Genomic DNA, 17744 nt, shown 5'->3' on the forward strand with positions numbered 1-17744 from the left:
AAAGGAGCTTTCCGGCCCGGGCCGGAAAGCTCCGGCTAGTGCTTAGCCCGTGATTTTGGTGGCGATCGCCGTAAAGGCCGTATTCAGCGCCGGCCCCAGCAGCCCGAAGGCAGCCGAAACCGCCGTCGCCATCACCGCCGCGATCAGGCCGTATTCAATGGCCGTAATCCCGTCTTCGTCGCGCGCAAACTCCTTCGCTACTGCGATAATTGCGTTCATGTCGTTCTCCTTTGGTTAGTCCATCAAGAAAGCCTCTGGCGCCTGCTTGCTGCGCCATTGGGTTCACTATACGGACACCAGTTTTTGGAGAGTTGACGTGACGCAAGTTTTCCGTGCGGAATCTTTTTTAGTCTATGATAAACAGGAGTGTCGGAAAAAGGTCGCATTCTTCAGCAATGTAAGTTTTTTTTCGCACACAAGAATTGCCTCGATTGCAAAAAGCTATTATCCTGCTTAGCTGTTCTTTGGAAAGGCAAATGGACTCCCTACTGAAACACATGGTGGACATGACCGGTCACCGCGATCACACGATGCTCGACATCTCGGTGATTTCGGCGGTGCAGGAGCTTGCCCGCGCCGATCAGGTACGTGTGTTGACCCTGGCCACCGTCCGAGGAAAGATTTTCGTCCGGCCGCGCGCCGTCATCAACGCCGGCGAAGCCGCGCGCATGGTCGATACCTCCGACCAGCACAACCCGGGCGAGCCGATTTCCAGCTACCCGGCGCTGGCGCAGTGCATCGCCCGCCACGAGTCGAGCGCCGACCTGGCCAACGAGGCCGACGAGCACACCCTGTGGCTGCCGATCTGGCTCGGCGACAAGGCCGATACCTGCCTGGAAGTGGTCAATCCGACGCCGTACACCACGGAAACCGTCCACGTCATCCGCGCCATCGTCAGCGTCTACCGCAATTTCCAGAACTTGCTGGACTACAGCGAGCGCGACTCGCTGACCGGCCTGCTCAACCGCAAGACTTTCGACGACCAGCTGTCCAAGATGCTGGCCGCCAGCACTGAGCAAGATTCCGTGATCCTGCCGGGCGAGGCCGAACGCCGCCATCACAACGAGCAGGAAAAGCAGTGGCTGGCGGTGGTGGACGTCGACCATTTCAAGCACGTTAACGACCGTTTCGGGCACTTGTACGGCGACGAGGTGCTGATCCTGATCGCCAACCTGCTGACTTCGTCATTCCGCGCGCAAGACCGCGTGTTCCGCTTCGGCGGCGAGGAGTTCGTGGTGCTGCTGCGTTCCGCCACGCTGGATAACGCCAAGAAAATCATCGAGCGCTTCCGCCAAAACGTGGCGGCGCACGACTTCCCGCAGGTGGGTAAAGTGACGGTGAGTGTGGGCTTTGTCAGTATCAGCGCCCTTGAAGCGCCGGTGATCATTCTCGGACACGCCGACCAGGCCCTGTACTACGCCAAGAGCCATGGCCGCAACCTGGTCTGCCACTACGACGAACTGGTCAGCGGCGGCCTGCTGCAAACCATCGAATCCAACGATACCGCCGAGTTCTTCTAAGCGGTAGCAGCCACGGTCAGGAAACGCATCGGATCGACGTTCCACTTGGCCGGCGATTCGTGGCCGACGATCTTGTCGCCGCCGCCAAAGCCGACTGCGCGCGACAAATCCACCGTTTCCGGCTTGATGTAGACGTTCTTCTTGGTGTGGAAGAACACGTTGACCTTGGGCGCCAGCAGATTGGTCTCGTGTGGTTCCACAACCACACCCAGGCGGCCCGACTCCAGCAGCACCATGGTGCCGACCGGGTAAATCCCGACGCAGCGCATGAATTCCTGCGCGTACTGCGGGTTGAAGTGGAATTTGCTCCACTCGTAAATCTTGCGCAGCGCCTGCGCCGCGGACATGCCCTTGTGGTAGCAGCGATCGGCGGTAATGGCGTCGTACACGTCGACAATGGCTGCCATCTGCGCCAATTCGCTGATTTCATCGTTGGCCTGCTTGCTCGGATAGCCGCTGCCGTCGCGGCGCTCGTGGTGGTGCAGCGTGATATCGAGCGGAATCGGGCCGATCTCCGGCGTTTGGCGCAGAATGTTGTAGCCATCTTCCGGGTGCTTTTTGATGATGGCAAATTCTTCGTCGGTCAGCGGGCCTGGTTTATTCAGGATTTTGTCCGGCACCAGCGCCTTGCCGGTGTCATGCAGCAGGCCGCCGAGGCCGGCCTGGTGAGTGATGTCGGCCGGGATATTGCGCGAACGGCAGAACGCCACCAGCAGCGTGCACACGCTGACCGAGTGCAGGAAGGTGTAATCGTCCTTGGTTTTAATCCGCAGCAGGCCTACCAGCGCGCCAGGATTGCGCAGGATCGACTCGGTAATGTTTTGCACCACCGGCTGCACTTGATCGAGCTCAATGGCCTTGCCGAGACGCGCATCCTGCATCACACTGCGCACCACGGTCGAGGCTTGGTGGCGGATTTGCACCGCGCGCTGCATTTCCTCGCCCAGCGAAACGCGGGTCTGCACCGGCGCCTTGGCAACGATTTCGACAATTTCACGCTCGGTCGCCGCTTGCGCTTCGGCCAGCGTGGGCGCATCTTGCACGTCCAGGCCCTTCGAGCTGTCTATGACAACGTCGTGGATGCCGGCGTTGATGATTTTGCGGATTTCCTCGCCGCTGGAGATCAGAAAACGGTTGCGAACGAACGGATGGGTCATCCAGTCGCAGCTCAGGTCATGAATATACATGCCTACTTTAAGCTGGGAGGAGTCGACTTTCTTTAACATACGGATACCCATCAAAAGAGGAAGCTGACGCAGAACTGCGCTAGCATAAGTATAACAAACTGTTTCCCAACGGGATTAAATTTACACCTGCAACTTCCTGTTTGCCAGTGTTACCGCTTTGCTGATTGGATATGGAACTACGTCAACTACGCTATTTTGTTGCAATCGTCGACCACGGCTCGCTGTCACGCGCGGCAGTGATCTTGCATGTTGCACAACCCGCGCTGACCCAGCAATTGCGCCAGCTGGAGGAAGAATTGGGCGTGCAATTGCTGCACCGTAGCGCCCAAGGCGTACTCAGCACGGACGCCGGCAAGGTGTTCTACGAGCATGCCCAAGCCATCCTCAAGCAGGTAGCGGACGCCCGCTCCGCCGTGGCGCAGTCGGCCGAACGGCCGAGCGGCGCCGTTACGCTAGGCCTGCCGCATAGCATCTCCGGCGCACTGGCGCTGCCGCTGCTGACCGCTACCCGCGCCCAGTATCCTGAAATCACCCTGCAACTGACCGAGGAGCTGACCGGCAACCTGAGCGACCAGCTCAAGTCCGGCCGCGTCAACTTGGCCGTGCTGTTTGACGATGGCCAGCTCAGCCAGTTTGCCACCACTGCGCTGGCCGAGGAGGAATTGCACTTTATTTGTCGCGCCGATGCCACTTTTGCAAAAGGCGAGCACTCACTTACATTGCAGCAGGCCTTGGGCACCACGCTGATCCTGCCCGGCTTGCAGCACGGCGTGCGCCCGCGCATCGAGAGCGTGGCGCGCGAGGCCGGCCTCAATGTCGGCAATGTCATCGAGATTAACTCCATCGCCATCCTCAAATCCGCCCTGCTGGCCGACATGGGCGCGACCATCTTGCCGTCCGCGCCAGTCCTGGACGAGTTGCAGCGCGGCACCCTGCGCGCCCAGCGCATCCACAGCCCGGCAATCTCGCGCACGGTGGTGCTGTGCGCTTCCCGCAACATTCCGCTGACTAACGCGGCGGCGGCCATCAGCCGCTTGGTGCGGCAAGTGAGCGACCGCCTGTGCGCCGAGGGCGCGTGGCCAGGCGCCACGCCACTATAAGTTTTCCTTATACCCCTATCGTCAAACGGTATTTCCGTATACGTCAAGTAGCGCCCATACTGGTCATAGAACCGCCAACAACGCGGTCAAATGGCTTGATCTTGGCTTGCCCACCCGGCATTCCCCAGTTCGAGCGCGATCTGATACCAAAAACGGAGACACCGCCATGCCAGACGGCACTAGCTCGCTCACGTCCGTGAGTCTCGACGACAAATACACTTCCACCAAGGGCACCATTTTCCTGTCCGGCATCCAGGCGCTGGTGCGCCTGCCGATGATGCAGCAGGTGCGCGACAAGATGGCCGGCTTGAACACGGCCGGCTTCATTTCCGGCTACCGCGGCTCGCCGCTGGGCGGCCTCGATGAAAACCTGTGGAAGGCCAAGCCGCACCTCGAAAATCACAACGTGCAGTTTGTGCCGGGCGTGAACGAAGATTTGGCGGCAACCGCCGTCTGGGGCTCGCAGCAGGTCGACCTGATCGGCGAAGCCAAGTACGACGGCGTGTTCGCCATGTGGTACGGCAAAGGCCCGGGCGTGGATCGCTGCGGCGACGTGTTCAAGCACATGAACCACGCCGGCACCTCCAAACACGGCGGCGTGCTGCTGGTGGCCGGCGACGACCACGGCGCGTATTCGTCCACGCTGCCGCACCAGTCGGATCACATCTTCTCGGCGTGCATGGTGCCGGTGCTCTACCCTTGCAACGTGCAGGAGTATCTGGATCTCGGCATCCACGGCTGGGCGATGTCGCGCTTTTCCGGCTGCGCGGTGGCGTTCAAGGCGCTGGCCGATACGGTGGAGTCGTCGGCCTCGGTCGATGCCGATCCGTTCCGCGTGCAGGTCAAGATTCCGAAAGACTTCGTGATGCCGGAAGGCGGCTTGAATGCGCGCCTGTCCAGCATCCCGTTGGGCCAGCAGGCGCGCAATCAGGAAGCGCTGATGCAGGACTACAAAATCTACGCCGCGCTGGCCTACGCGCGCGAGAACAAACTCAATCACACCACCATCACCAGCCCGGATGCAAAGCTGGGCATCATCGCCTCCGGCAAATCATATCTGGACGTGCTGGAAGCGCTGGAAGAATTGGGTATCGATGAAGCGATGGCCGCCAAAGTTGGCCTGCGCCTGTTCAAGGTCGCCATGCCTTGGCCGCTGGAGCCGGACAGCGTGCGCGAATTCGCGCAAGGCCTGGACGAGATCCTGGTGGTGGAAGAGAAGCGCCAGATCGTTGAGTACCAACTCAAGGAACAGCTGTACAACTGGCGCGACGATGTGCGTCCACGCGTAATTGGCAAGTTCGATGAAAAAGGCGAATGGGTTGCGCCGCGCGGCGAATGGCTGCTGACGTCCAAGGCCGACTTCTCGGTATCGCAAGTGGCGCGCGTGATCGCCTCGCGCGTCAAGCGCCTGATCTCCGATCCGGTCACCTGCGAACATATCAAGCAGCGCCTGGACTTCCTCGATGAGAAGGATGCCGTGCTGAAGAAAGCTATCAGCACGCCATTCCGCCCGGCCTTCTACTGCTCCGGGTGCCCGCACAACACCTCGACCAAAGTGCCGGAAGGCTCGCTCGCGCTGGCAGGCATCGGCTGCCACGTGATGGCGACGTCGATCTACCCTGAATTCAACAAGCTGACCACTCACATGGGCGGCGAAGGCGCGCCGTGGATCGGCCAAGCCGCGTTCTCCAAGATTCCGCACGTGTTCCAGAATCTGGGCGACGGCACCTACTTCCATTCCGGTTACCTGGCGATACGCGCAGCAGTGGCGGCGCGCGTCAACATGACCTACAAGATTTTGTACAACGATGCAGTCGCCATGACCGGCGGCCAGCCGGTGGATGGCCAGACCTCGGTGCCGATGATCGCCCAGCAGATGGCGGCCGAAGGCGTGAAGCGCATCGCGCTGGTGACGGAAGATCTGTCGCGCTACACCGACCGCACTGCCCTGCCATCGATCGTGTCGCTGCACGACCGTAAAGATATGGACGCGGTGCAGCGCGAGCTGCGCGAAGTGGGCGGCGTATCGGTACTGATCTACGATCAAACCTGTGCGGCCGAAAAGCGACGCCGCCGTAAGAAAGGCGAATACCCGGACATCGCCAAGCGCATGGTCATCAACGAAGCCGTGTGCGAAGGCTGCGGCGATTGCGGCATTCAATCGAACTGCGTGTCGATTCTGCCGAAGGAAACCGAGTTTGGCCGCAAGCGCACCATCGACCAATCGTCGTGCAACAAGGACTACTCGTGCACCAAGGGCTTCTGCCCTAGCTTCGTCACGGTGGAAGGCGGCGCGCTGAAAAAATCCAAGGCCGGCGCTACGCAAGGCGATGACGGCTGGGATGAATTGTCCTCACCGGCGCTGCCATCATGCGAGCAGCCGTACAACATTCTGATCAACGGCATCGGCGGCACCGGCGTGATTACCGTCGGCGCGCTAATGGGCATGGCCGCGCACATCGAAGGCAAAGGCGCTTCGGTGCTGGACATGACCGGTATGTCGCAGAAAAACGGATCGGTTACTTCGCACGTAAAGATCGCCCGCACGCCAGAACACCTGCGCGCGCAGCGCATCGCCACCGGCGAAGCAGACGTCATCCTCGGCTGCGATATGCTGACCGCCGGCGCCGCCGATGCGGTATCGAAAATGCGCCCGGGCCGCACGCTGGCCATCGTCAATCTGCACGAACAGCCGCCGGGCACCTTCGCGCAAAACGCCGACTGGCAGTACCCAACGGAAGACGTGCGCGCGCTGATTGAAGAATCGGTCGGCGCCGGCGCAGCGGACTTCATCGACGCCACCAAGCTGGCCACCGCCCTGATGGGCGATTCGATTGCCGCCAACCTGTTCATGCTCGGTTACGCATGGCAGCGCGGCCGCATTCCGCTGAAAGAAGAATCGCTGCTGCGCGCGATTGAATTGAACGGCGTGGCTGTCGGCTCGAACAAAAAGAGCTTCCTGTGGGGCCGCCGTGCCGCCGTCGATCTGAAACGCGTCGAGCGCACCGCCACGCCAGCGCAGCCTATTCTGATGCAGATGCCGCAAAGCCTGGACACCATCGTCGCCAAGCGCATGGAGTTCCTCACCGCTTATCAAAACGCCGCCTACGCCAACACCTACTCGGATCTGGTGGCGCAAGTGCGCGCGCGCGAAACGGCGCTGGGCCTCGGCAACAAGCTGTCCACCGCCGTCGCCAAGTACTACTTCAAGCTGATGGCCTACAAGGATGAATACGAAGTGGCGCGCCTGTACACCGATGGCCGCTTTGTCGAACAACTGCAACAGCAGTTCGAAGGTAACTTCAGCGTGAAGTTCAATCTCGCGCCGCCGATGTTCGCCAAGAAGGATGCTAAAGGCCACTTGGTAAAAGCGGAATTCGGTTCGTGGATGTGGAGCGCGTTCAAGCTGCTGGCCAAGTTTAAAGGTCTGCGCGGCGGCGCCTTCGACATCTTCGGCTACACCGAGGAGCGCAAGATGGAACGCGCGCTGATCGTGGAATACCGCGAAATGGTGCAGTCGCTGATCGCCAAGCTGAACGCGGATAACTACGCGACGGCCACCGATCTGGCCGCGCTGCCGGAGAAAGTGCGCGGCTTCGGTCACGTGAAGGAAAAGGCGGTCGCCACCTTCCGCACCGAAAAAGCCCGCCTGCTGGCGCAATGCATATAATGATTAAAAAAATATAAGGGACACCAATGAACGATCTCTCGAATCCGAAGCTCGCGGCTGTGGACGACCAGCCGCGTGCTCAAAACAAGGTGCGCTTCGTGACAGCGGCTTCGCTGTTCGACGGCCACGACGCATCGATCAACATCATGCGCCGCATCCTGCAATCGAACGGCGTGGAAGTGGTTCACCTCGGCCATAACCGTTCGGTCGATGAAGTGGTGACCGCCGCGCTGGCGGAAGACGTGCAAGGCATCGCCATCTCCAGCTACCAGGGCGGCCACGTTGAATATTTCAAGTACATGATCGACCTGCTGCGCCAGCGGGGCGGTGCGCACATCAAAGTGTTTGGCGGCGGTGGCGGCGTGATCGTGCCGCACGAAATCGAAGAACTGCACGCGTACGGCGTGACCAAGATTTTCAGCCCGGAAGACGGCCAGCGCATGGGCCTCGTCGGCATGATCCAGTGGATGGTGCAGCAGTGCGATATCGACCTGTCACAGTACTCGCCTACGTCGCTGGCGCCGCTGCGTGAAGGTGAGGATGTCGCCGCGCGTCATCGCCCGTTGGCGCAGCTGATCACCGCGCTGGAGAACGACAAGGCCGCACCGTCACTGCGCGCCGAATTGCTGGCCGCTGCGGAAGACCTGCCGGTGCCTACACTGGGCATTACCGGCACCGGCGGCGCCGGCAAATCCTCGCTGACCGATGAACTGATCCGCCGCATCCGTCTCGATCAAGGCGATGCGCTGAACATTGCCGTAATCTCGATTGATCCATCGCGCCGCAAATCCGGTGGTGCGCTGCTGGGCGACCGCATCCGCATGAACGCCATCAATCCGTGGGCAGGCCAGGCGCGCGTGTTTATGCGTTCGCTGGCCACGCGCGAAGCCGGCTCCGAGATTTCGCAAGCACTGCCGGACGTCATCGCCGCCTGCAAAGTCGCGGGCTTTGATCTAGTCATCGTTGAAACCTCCGGCATCGGTCAAGGCGATGCCGCCATCGTGCCGCACGTGGACGTATCGATGTACGTGATGACACCAGAATTCGGCGCTGCCTCGCAGCTGGAAAAAATCGACATGCTCGATTTCGCCGACTTCATCGCCATCAACAAGTTTGACCGCAAAGGCGCGCAAGACGCGCTGCGCGACGTCGCCAAGCAGTACCAGCGCAACCGCGAACTGTGGAGCAAGCGCCCGGAAGAAATGCCAGTCTACGGCACGCAAGCCTCGCGCTTCAATGACGACGGCGTGACGGCGCTGTACCAAGGCCTGCTGCCTCGCTTGACACACCTGGGCCTGCGCGTACAAGCGGGGAAACTGATCGCCATCAACGACGTCCGCCACTCCAGCGGCAAGAACGTCATCGTGCCGCCGGCCCGCGCGCGCTACCTCGCGGAGATTGCCGACACCGTGCGCGGCTACCACCGCTTCACGCGCAAGCAAGTGACGCTGGCGCGCGAACGCCAGCAACTGAGCGAATCCAAGCGCATGCTGGCCATCGCCCACAAGACCGCCGACTTCGACGACCTGATCGCCGAACGCGATGCCGAGATGGATGGCGGTGCCAAGAAGCTGCTGGCGCAATGGCCCGACATGCAGGCCGCCTACGCCGGCGATGACTACGTGGTAAAAATCCGCGACAAGGAAATCCGCACGCGCCTCGTGCAGCATACGCTGTCGGGCACGCGCATCCGCAAAGTATCGCTGCCGCGTTATGAAGACCACGGCGAAATCCTGCGCTTCCTGATGCTGGAAAACGTGCCGGGCTCCTTCCCGTTCACTGCCGGCGTGTTTGCGTTTAAACGCGAAGGTGAAGATCCGACCCGCATGTTCGCCGGCGAAGGCGACGCCTTCCGCACCAATCGCCGCTTCAAACTGGTCTCCACCGGCATGGACGCCAAGCGTCTGTCCACAGCATTTGACTCGGTGACCTTGTACGGCGCCGATCCTGCGCTGCGTCCCGACATCTACGGCAAGGTTGGTAACTCGGGCGTCTCCATCGCCACGCTGGACGATATGAAAGTGCTGTACGACGGCTTCAACCTGTGCAGCCCAAGCACCTCGGTATCGATGACCATCAACGGCCCTGCGCCGACGATACTGGCGATGTTCATGAACACCGCCATCGACCAGCAGATCGACAAGTTCGTTGAAGAGAACAAGCGCCAACCTAGCGCCGACGAAGCGTCCAAGATCAAAGCGTGGGTACTGCAAAACGTGCGCGGCACCGTGCAGGCAGACATTCTGAAAGAAGACCAGGGCCAGAACACCTGCATCTTCTCGACCGAGTTCTCGCTGAAGGTGATGGGCGATATTCAGGAATACTTCGTGCACCACCAGGTACGCAACTTCTACTCGGTGTCGATCTCCGGCTACCACATCGCGGAGGCGGGTGCGAATCCGATTTCGCAGCTGGCGTTTACGCTGTCGAACGGCTTCACGTTTGTGGAGGCGTATCTGGCGCGCGGCATGCACATTGACGACTTCGCGCCTAACCTGTCGTTCTTCTTCTCGAACGGCATGGATCCGGAGTACACGGTACTGGGCCGCGTGGCACGCCGCATCTGGGCGGTGGCAATGCGCGACAAATACGGCGCCAACGACCGCTCGCAAAAACTCAAGTACCACGTGCAAACCTCGGGCCGTTCGCTGCACGCGCAGGAGATCGACTTCAACGACATCCGCACCACGCTGCAAGCGCTGATCGCCATCTACGACAACTGCAACTCGTTGCACACCAACGCCTACGACGAAGCCATCACCACGCCGACCGACGAATCGGTGCGCAGGGCTTTGGCAATTCAATTGATCATCAACCGCGAGTGGGGCCTGGCCAAGAACGAGAATCCAAACCAGGGCTCGTTCATCATGGACGAGTTGACGGATCTGGTGGAAGAAGCGGTGCTGCAAGAGTTTGAGCGCATCGCGGAACGCGGCGGCGTGCTAGGTGCGATGGAAACCGGCTACCAGCGCGGCAAGATCCAGGAAGAGTCGATGCTGTACGAGCACCAGAAGCACGACGGCACCCTGCCCATCATCGGCGTCAACACCTTCCGCAATCCGAAAGGCGTGGAAGCACCGCAGCAGATCGAATTGGCGCGTTCCACCGACGATGAAAAGCAATCGCAGCTCAAGCGCCTGGAAGACTTCCACGCTCGCAATGCAGACAGCGCGCCGCAAGCGCTGGCCGCATTACAGCAAGCCGCCATCGACAACGCCAACGTGTTCGAGAAACTGATGGACGCCGTGCGCGTCTGCTCCCTCGGCCAGATCACCACCGCCCTGTTCGAAGTCGGTGGCCAGTACCGCCGCAATATGTAAGGACTGACGACAGGGAGGTCACGAAGAGGTGATGCAAGAGACGTGTTATATTGCCATTTAAGCAAACATGTTCAGGAGCATCCTCTTTGAAAAAAATCCTCCCTGTGGCCGCTGCACTGGCACTTTCCGCATGCGGCGGCGGTGGTGCCCCGGCCGTACCAACGCTGGCAGTACAGTTGAACGCCGCCGGCGCCACACAGCAAGTGGTGGAAGGCACCACCGAAGTCGATCTGACCGTCACCGCCACCTACAGCGGCAGTAGCAACAAGGCCATCGTCCCGGAGTTTCAGTTCGATGCCAGCCTATTCGCACAACAGGGCGAGGTGGCGGTTCCTCAAACCGGCACCTATGTGCTGCGCTTGCGTACTCGCCCCAACTTGGCGGTCAACAACTACAGCGGCCAGATCGGAATCCGGCTATGCCAGGAAAGCGCGTGCGCAACGGTGTATCCGGGCTCCACGCAAAAAGTCAGCTATGCGGTAAAGGTGGCACTGGCGGACTGGAACACCTTCCAGCGCAACAGCGCTCACAACGCTTACGTGCACGTGACGCTCGACCCGTCGAAATTCAGCAAGGCGTGGACTTGGTCGCGCCCGTCGGGAGACTCGGAGCCGGTGGGCGGCATCAATACCGTGTCCACTGGCCAGGGCATGGTGTTCGTCTCCAAGGACATCTACTTTGGCCAAGCCGAGGTGTTCGCGCTGAAGGAATCCGACGGCGGCCAAGTGTGGCATTACGCTTCCGGCTACTCGGCGTCCGAAGGCCCGCCTGCTTATGCCGACGGCAGCGTGTATTTTGGCACGACCACGTCCAGTCAGGCCTCGCGCGTGACGGCACTCGATGCCGCCACCGGCACCTTCAAATTCAACATGCCGTTCAGCGCCCAATGGCCCGGCTATTTTGCGCCAACCATTTACGGCGGTGCGGTGCTGAACACATCGGGTTCCTTAACCAGTTATTCCGTGCAGGACGGCAAGCAGAACTGGCGTAGCGGCACGCTGGGCACGTACGATTTCACTTCGCCGGCGGCCGATAGCAAGTATGTCTACCAGTATGGCAGCTCCAGCGGCAAAATGTCGGTACTCGACCGCGCGACCGGGACGACCATTGCATCCATCACCGATCCGTTTAATCCGGGCTCGAGCGGCTACTCAGAGTTCTCCGCGCCCATGCTGGGCAGCGTCCAGAATGTGATTGCCTTCAGCGGCGGCGGTTTCAGCGGCCGCGCCGCCAGCAACAGCGAACAGTACGAAAGCCGGGTGCTGGTCAACTACGACGTGAACAAGCAGGCGGTTGCCTGGCGTACCCAAGGCACCTACCTCACTCATCCGGCACTGGGCAATGGTGTCATTTACGCCGCTAGCAGTACGCAGCTGGATGCAATCAGCGAGGTGGACGGCAAGGTGCAATGGTCATGGCCGCTGCCTGCCGGCGACGCTAGCTTCCATCGCAATGGGGTGGTGACGGACAACCTGATATTCGTCAGCACCGACACCACGGTCTATGCGATCGATCTGAAAACACATCAGTCGGTATGGAAGTATCCTGCACCCGGCAACTTGGCGATTTCGGGTGGCGGCATCCTGTATATCACCACCGGTGCACGAGAGAGCGACGGCAAACTGGTGGCGATCAAGCTCATGTAGTTAGGCCGCGGCGGGGCCAATGGTTGCGCCTTCTTGTAACACGGGCTGCCAGAGTTCCTGCAGTTCGCTGGCGGGGGCGCCCTCGACCAGCGATTGCAGCATGGCGACCATGCGAGCGCCGGCTTTGCGGGGGTCGGGCTGGTCGATGGTGGTAACGTTGGCGCCCGCCAGCGTGTCGGCCATGCTGCCCCAGACGATCATCGACATTTCTTTGCCCAGTTCAACGCCCGCATCTAGCAATGCACGCACCGCTCCCACGCCAGAGAGATGGTTGTCGACGATGACCGCAGTTGGCCGCGGTGAGCAGGCTAGCAGCTGTTGCATGGCCTGATAGCCGCTGCGGCGATCCAGAGTGTTATCGATCAGGTAGCGCGGGTCGGCCTGCAGGCCGGCCGCCGACATCGACGCCATGAAGCTGTCTTTGCGCTGCCTTGCAAAGTTCAATTCCAGTGGCGCGCTAATCAAGGCCACGCGCTGGTGGCCCAGTCCAAGCAAACGCTCCATCGCCATGCGGATGCCGGCTTCGTTGTCGTAGTCGAACCACGCATACGGCGCATTGAGCTCGGTACGTCCATGCGCCACAAAGGGAAACTTGGCTTTGCTGAGGAAGGCGATGCGCTCGTCGTGCACCAGCGTGCGTCCCACCACCAAGCCATCAACGCGCCGTCCGCGCACAATCTGCTGATAGGAACGCTGCTCCACCGTCGGCGACACCGGTGCGATGATCAAACTCTTGGAAACCTCTTCCAGCGCGGCCGACATACCAGCCATCACCTCAAGGAACATCGGATCGCCAAGATCCGCCGGTTGCAGCGGGTAGATGATGCCGAACACATTGGTGCGTCCCAGCGCCAGCGAGCGCGCCATCGGATTGGGCTGGTAGCCGACCTCCTTGGCCGCCTTCAGCACCCGCTCCCGGGTGCGCACATTGACTTCAGGGTAACCGTTTAACGCGCGGCTCACCGTGGTCTTGGACATGCCAAGGTGATTTGCAAGATGCGCGAGGTTCATAGACAGTTGTTCAATGTTGACCGCTGATTATAGCGGTGGCATCGAATCCCCCGCCACCGTCATCGACCGCTTTTTTGAAGAAATACAACATCACCAGCACTATCGTGATCGGCACCAGCGTCAGGTAGAACGCGAAGTGACCGCTGAAGTTACCAAACACGTAACCAGTAATTAACGAGCCGGTGGTGCCGCCCAGTGCTGAAAAAATCACCAGCAAGCCGGTCATGGCCGAATGCTGGTTCTTCGGCAGAGAACTTAGCATGACCGAGTTGATGCCGGGGTAGATCGGCGCCATGAACAGCCCAATCAGGGGAAACAGGAAGGTCGCCAGCGGCGCCGTGGCCCACGTGATATGCGGGTCGGCCACCACATCGTGCGTCAGCGGCAACGCCAGTAGCACCATGGCCGCCATGCCGACCACGCAGGCATTCATCACCGGATACCAATTCAATTTGCGCATCAATACACCCGCCGACAAGCGACCCACTGCGAGGCAAGCGGCAAAGATGCTGGTTACTTCCACGCTCATCGCTGCCGGCAGCTTGAGGATTTCGTTGTTAAAGGTCGGCAGCCAGGTGCCCACGCTTTGCTCGATCAGCACATACAGGAAGGCGGTAATCACAAACACGCACACCAGCGGCTTGAAGAACAGCTTGAGCATGGCGGCGAAATCCTGCGCGATGCCGCGGCCTTCAGGCAGCGCGGCCAGCGATTCGTTGAACGGCGTCGACAAGATCAGCACAAAGGTCAGCGCGCACAATACGGCCAGCACCCAATACACATGCAGCCAGCTTTGCGACAACGGATCGTGCGAATCGATGAAGTAGCCGAACACCCAGTAGGCGCTCAACACGCCCAGCATGAAGAAGCCTTCCAGCAGATTCATGGTGCTGGCGTGCTGCTTGCGATCCGATGCGATCAGGCCAAGCGTGGAGTACACCGACACTTTCACCAGCGCGAACGATACGCCGACGCAGAAGAACAAGGCTTTGGTCGTAGCAAACGACGGCAGCACCGGCATCGCCACGCAAGCCGCAGTAACGATAGCGAGGCCGATCAGCATGGCCTTCTTGTAGCCGACGCGCGGCAGGAACGACGCCACCAGAAACGACACCACCGCAATCGGCAAGTCCTTGAAGCCTTCCAGCACGCTGGCGGCGGATTTGCTCACGCCGTAGTTGCCGATCACTTGCAGGATCACCGTGCCTACGCTGTTCAGCAGAATGGCGAATACAAAATAAATCAGGAATAGTGCGAATAGAATCTTATTGTTCTTCATGCTGCCTGTCTCCGTTATTGGTTTTAGTAAGCGGCGAGGTTGAATTCTTTTAGACTTGTAATCACCACGTCCGCTTGCGTCAGCACGAAGGGATGTCCTATCCCCAGCGCGAACATACCGGCTGACTTAATCGACGCCACGCCGGCCACCGCATCCTCCACGCCGAGGCAATCGGCAGGCGCCACGCCCAGCTCACTGGCCGCGCGCAGGAAAATCTCTGGATCAGGCTTGCCGCGCGCGATGGTCGCAGCATCCACCACATAATCGAATTTGTCGGTGATGCCCAAGCGGCCCAGCACCGTAAAGGCGTTCTTGCTGACCGACGCCAGGCCGATACGCAAACCGGCAGCACGCACCGCATCCAGCGCCTCCACTGCACCGGGCAGCAGATCCGCCGACGACATGGTGGCAATCAGCTCTTGGTAGTGGCGATTCTTCACATCCGCCAGCGCCAGCTTTTCTTCCGGCGTGTACGAGCGCGTGGCCGACGCAAGGATCAAATCCAATGACCCCATGCGGTCAATGCCCTTCAAACCTTCATTGAACTCATGATCAAAGTGCACACCCTGCGATTCCGCCAACTGCTTCCACGCCAGATAGTGATAATGCGCGGTATCCGTAATCACACCATCCAAATCAAAAATCACTGCCTTGAAGCGGCTCATACGAAACTCCTCGTTTGCTTAGGTTGCGACAGCGTCAGCGCCACCACTTCGCCACCGTGCGTAAATTCCAGCGCATCGCCTTGCAGCAGGCGATACTCAACGCGGCCCGGTTCTACATGCACTTCCAGCAGCGCGCCACGGAAGTGAATCTTGAACGTATAGTGCTGCCACTGTTTCGGCAGCGTCGGCGCGAAGTGCAGCGCACCGCCTACCACGCGCATGCCGCCGAAACCGAAGGCCACGCCCAGCCACGTGCCGGCCATCGCCGCCGTGTGCACACCGTAATGCGTGTTGCCGTGCGTGTCGTCCAGATCGAGACGCGCGGTCTCCATGAAGTAGTGGTAAGCCTTGTCCTGATAGCCCACCTCCGCTGCGATGATCCCGAAGATGCAGGACGACAGCGACGAATCGTGCGTGGTCACCGCCTCGTAGTAATCAAAGTCGCGGCGTTTGTCTTCCAGCGAGAACTGATCGCTCAATAACAGCAGCGCCAGCACCACGTCTGCCTGCTTGCACACTTGATGGCGGTAGATCACCATCGGGTGATAGTTGAGCAGCAGCGGGTAGTTCTCTTTCGGCGTGTTGGCGAAGTCCCACACTTTCTTCGACAAGAAGCTATCGTCCTGCGCGTGGATTTGCAGCGCATCGTCGTACGGGAGATTCATCAGCGATGCGGCGCGGCGCCACTCGGCCGGCTCGCCTGCATCCAAAGCCATGGCGGCGGCAATGCGCGCGAACTCGGATGGAGCCTGTACCTGCAACTGCTCCGCGATGGACGCCGCAAAGTTCAAGTGCATCTGCGCCATGGCGTTGGTGTAGTAGTTGTTGTTCACCAGCGCCGTGTATTCATCAGGGCCGGTGACCTGGTTGATGCAGAAGCGGCCCGCGCGGTCGTACGAACCGATGCCGGCCCAAATACGCGCCGTCTCCATCACGATTTCCGCGCCGGCCTTGATCAGATATTCCTGATCGTCGGTCGCCTCCATGTACATCTTGATCGAGTAAGCGATATCGGCATTGATGTGGTACTGCGCCGTACCGGCCGGGTAGTAGGCCGAGCATTCATCGCCAGCGATGGTGCGCCACGGGTACAGCGCGCCTTTATCGTGGGACATCTGGCGCGCACGCTCGCGCGCCTTCGGCAAACCGGCGTAGCGGTATTCCAGCAGCTTGCGCGCGATCTCCGGTTTCGAATACAGGAAGAACGGGAAGATGTAGATTTCCGTGTCCCAGAAATAGTGGCCCTCGTAGCCCTCACCCGTGACGCCCTTGGCAGAGATATTGGTCTTGCCATCACGGCCCACCGATTGCAGCAAGTGGAACTGGTTGAAGTGCATACCTTGCTGGAGCGCGTCGTCGCCGGCGATCTGCACGTCGGCCTGCTGCCAGAAGTCGGCGAGGTACTGCTCCTGCGCCAGGCGCAAATCTTCAAAGCCCGCAGCAGCGGCGCTGGACAAGGTGTCCTTGCTGCGCCACATCAGCTCTTTCGCATCGTAGTCGCGCGACGAGTAGTAGCTGCCGTACTTATTCAGCGTCAGCGACTGGCCCGCGCTCACCGCCACTTCCCACGTTTGCGTGAGACGCTGGCCATCCTGCGCAAGCACCGGCGGCAAGCCTGCGCTCAGCACCGACTCGGTCGCGCTCACCAGCGTAAAGCCGCTGTTATGCGTCTTCTGCACCAGCGCCGAGAAGCCGCCCGCCTGCTCGCTGTCGATCATGTGCAGCGTCGGGCCGGAGATGGCCGAGCCGACGCGCGGATCATCGCCCGCCTCCAGGTTCTTCACCGCGCCATCCAGCGCCGACACCAGGCGCAGATGCCCCTCAAAATTCAGCGACGTCACCTCGAACGCAATCGCAAACAAATGCTTGTTCTCGAAGCTGACCAGGCGGCGGCTGCGCACGCGCACGCTGCGGCCTTGCGGCGAGGTCCACTCCACCACGCGCGTCAGCACGCCGGTGCGGAAGTCCAACACCCGCTCATACGACTGGATCGAGCCGGCCAGCAAATCAAACTTCTCATCGCCCAGCCACAGCTCAATGCCCTTCGCGTTCGGCACATTCAGCATGAACTGGTTGACCTTGGCCAGCCCGTACGCCGTCTCCGGGTAGACAATCGGCTCCGACTCGTAAAAGCCATTCAGATACGTGCCATCCAGCGAGGTGCCGGCCGGGCCGCTGTAGCCCTCCTCGCCGGTGCCGCGCAGGCCGATGTAGCCGTTCCCCAGCGCGAACAGCGTCTCATCGAGGAAGTGGGAGTCGATATCAAAGCTGGTCTCGCGGATGCACCAGGCGTCGAGCGGATAAGTGTGTTGTTGCACAGCGAATTCCTTAGAAAATGCAATTCAA

Annotated in this window: 11 protein-coding genes; 5 read left to right on the forward strand and 6 right to left on the reverse strand. The window is 60.4% G+C overall.

Annotation, left to right across the window (positions count from 1 at the left end; all coding sequences use genetic code 11):
* Window positions 1–42: 42 nt before the first annotated feature.
* On the reverse strand, window positions 43–219 hold the full coding sequence (locus GTP45_RS20850) for a Flp family type IVb pilin (protein WP_161015779.1): 177 nt from the start codon (window positions 217–219) through the stop codon (window positions 43–45).
* Between the two features lie 257 nt (window positions 220–476).
* Between GTP45_RS20850 and GTP45_RS20855 the strand changes: the two genes are divergently transcribed.
* Complete coding sequence (locus tag GTP45_RS20855; RefSeq protein WP_161015780.1) at window positions 477–1520, forward strand: GGDEF domain-containing protein; 1044 nt, start codon at window positions 477–479, stop codon at window positions 1518–1520.
* On the opposite strand, the gene GTP45_RS20860 is transcribed toward GTP45_RS20855, so the two are convergent.
* On the reverse strand, window positions 1517–2758 hold the full coding sequence (locus GTP45_RS20860) for an HD-GYP domain-containing protein (RefSeq protein ID WP_371874490.1): 1242 nt from the start codon (window positions 2756–2758) through the stop codon (window positions 1517–1519). The two genes, GTP45_RS20855 and GTP45_RS20860, sit on opposite strands and share 4 nt — an antisense overlap.
* 119 nt (window positions 2759–2877) lie before the next feature.
* Between GTP45_RS20860 and GTP45_RS20865 the strand changes: the two genes are divergently transcribed.
* From GTP45_RS20865 to GTP45_RS20880, 4 genes are all read left to right on the forward strand, one after another.
* Window positions 2878–3807 (forward strand): LysR substrate-binding domain-containing protein, encoded by a 930-nt coding sequence (locus GTP45_RS20865; RefSeq protein ID WP_161015782.1) that lies wholly within the window; start codon window positions 2878–2880, stop codon window positions 3805–3807.
* A gap of 166 nt (window positions 3808–3973) precedes the next feature.
* Window positions 3974–7477 carry an indolepyruvate ferredoxin oxidoreductase family protein gene (locus GTP45_RS20870; protein WP_161015783.1) on the forward strand — a complete coding sequence of 1168 codons (3504 nt, stop codon included), beginning with the start codon at window positions 3974–3976 and terminating at the stop codon, window positions 7475–7477.
* A gap of 26 nt (window positions 7478–7503) precedes the next feature.
* Window positions 7504–10797 carry a fused isobutyryl-CoA mutase/GTPase IcmF gene (icmF, locus tag GTP45_RS20875; RefSeq protein ID WP_161015784.1) on the forward strand — a complete coding sequence of 1098 codons (3294 nt, stop codon included), beginning with the start codon at window positions 7504–7506 and terminating at the stop codon, window positions 10795–10797.
* An 86-nt stretch (window positions 10798–10883) separates the two neighbouring features.
* A complete protein-coding gene (locus GTP45_RS20880) occupies window positions 10884–12443 on the forward strand; it encodes an outer membrane protein assembly factor BamB family protein (protein ID WP_161015785.1) in 1560 nt (519 codons plus the stop codon).
* On the opposite strand, the gene GTP45_RS20885 is transcribed toward GTP45_RS20880, so the two are convergent.
* Genes GTP45_RS20885 through GTP45_RS29350 form a run of 4 tightly spaced genes read right to left on the reverse strand, consistent with a single transcriptional unit; the run spans window position 12444 to window position 17716 of the window.
* Entirely contained in the window at window positions 12444–13454 is a 1011-nt protein-coding gene (locus GTP45_RS20885; protein ID WP_161015786.1) for a substrate-binding domain-containing protein, read from the reverse strand. It lies immediately after the preceding gene.
* A 10-nt stretch (window positions 13455–13464) separates the two neighbouring features.
* Entirely contained in the window at window positions 13465–14733 is a 1269-nt protein-coding gene (locus GTP45_RS20890) for an MFS transporter (protein WP_161015787.1), read from the reverse strand.
* Window positions 14734–14756: 23 nt separating this feature from the next.
* Window positions 14757–15398, reverse strand: a complete 642-nt coding sequence (gene pgmB / locus GTP45_RS20895; RefSeq protein ID WP_161015788.1) for a beta-phosphoglucomutase — start codon at window positions 15396–15398, stop codon at window positions 14757–14759.
* The gene (locus GTP45_RS29350) at window positions 15395–17716 is read right to left on the reverse strand and encodes a glycoside hydrolase family 65 protein (RefSeq protein WP_161015789.1); all 2322 of its coding nucleotides are present in this window, start codon (window positions 17714–17716) and stop codon (window positions 15395–15397) included. The genes pgmB and GTP45_RS29350 overlap by 4 nt, the downstream gene beginning before the upstream one ends.
* Window positions 17717–17744 lie beyond the last annotated feature (28 nt).

Origin of the sequence: Duganella rivi, from assembly GCF_009857435.1 — a bacterium.
Lineage (GTDB): Bacteria > Pseudomonadota > Gammaproteobacteria > Burkholderiales > Burkholderiaceae_D > Rugamonas > Rugamonas rivi.

Coding starts and splice junctions, on each gene's coding strand:
- GTP45_RS20885 (WP_161015786.1), bottom strand. CDS start 13,454: ATGAACCTCGCGCATCTTGCAAATCACCTTGGCATGTCCAAGACCACG.
- GTP45_RS20860 (WP_371874490.1), bottom strand. CDS start 2,758: ATGGGTATCCGTATGTTAAAGAAAGTCGACTCCTCCCAGCTTAAAGTA.
- icmF (WP_161015784.1), top strand. CDS start 7,504: ATGAACGATCTCTCGAATCCGAAGCTCGCGGCTGTGGACGACCAGCCG.
- GTP45_RS20855 (WP_161015780.1), top strand. CDS start 477: ATGGACTCCCTACTGAAACACATGGTGGACATGACCGGTCACCGCGAT.
- GTP45_RS20850 (WP_161015779.1), bottom strand. CDS start 219: ATGAACGCAATTATCGCAGTAGCGAAGGAGTTTGCGCGCGACGAAGAC.
- GTP45_RS20865 (WP_161015782.1), top strand. CDS start 2,878: ATGGAACTACGTCAACTACGCTATTTTGTTGCAATCGTCGACCACGGC.
- GTP45_RS20870 (WP_161015783.1), top strand. CDS start 3,974: ATGCCAGACGGCACTAGCTCGCTCACGTCCGTGAGTCTCGACGACAAA.
- GTP45_RS20890 (WP_161015787.1), bottom strand. CDS start 14,733: ATGAAGAACAATAAGATTCTATTCGCACTATTCCTGATTTATTTTGTA.
- pgmB (WP_161015788.1), bottom strand. CDS start 15,398: ATGAGCCGCTTCAAGGCAGTGATTTTTGATTTGGATGGTGTGATTACG.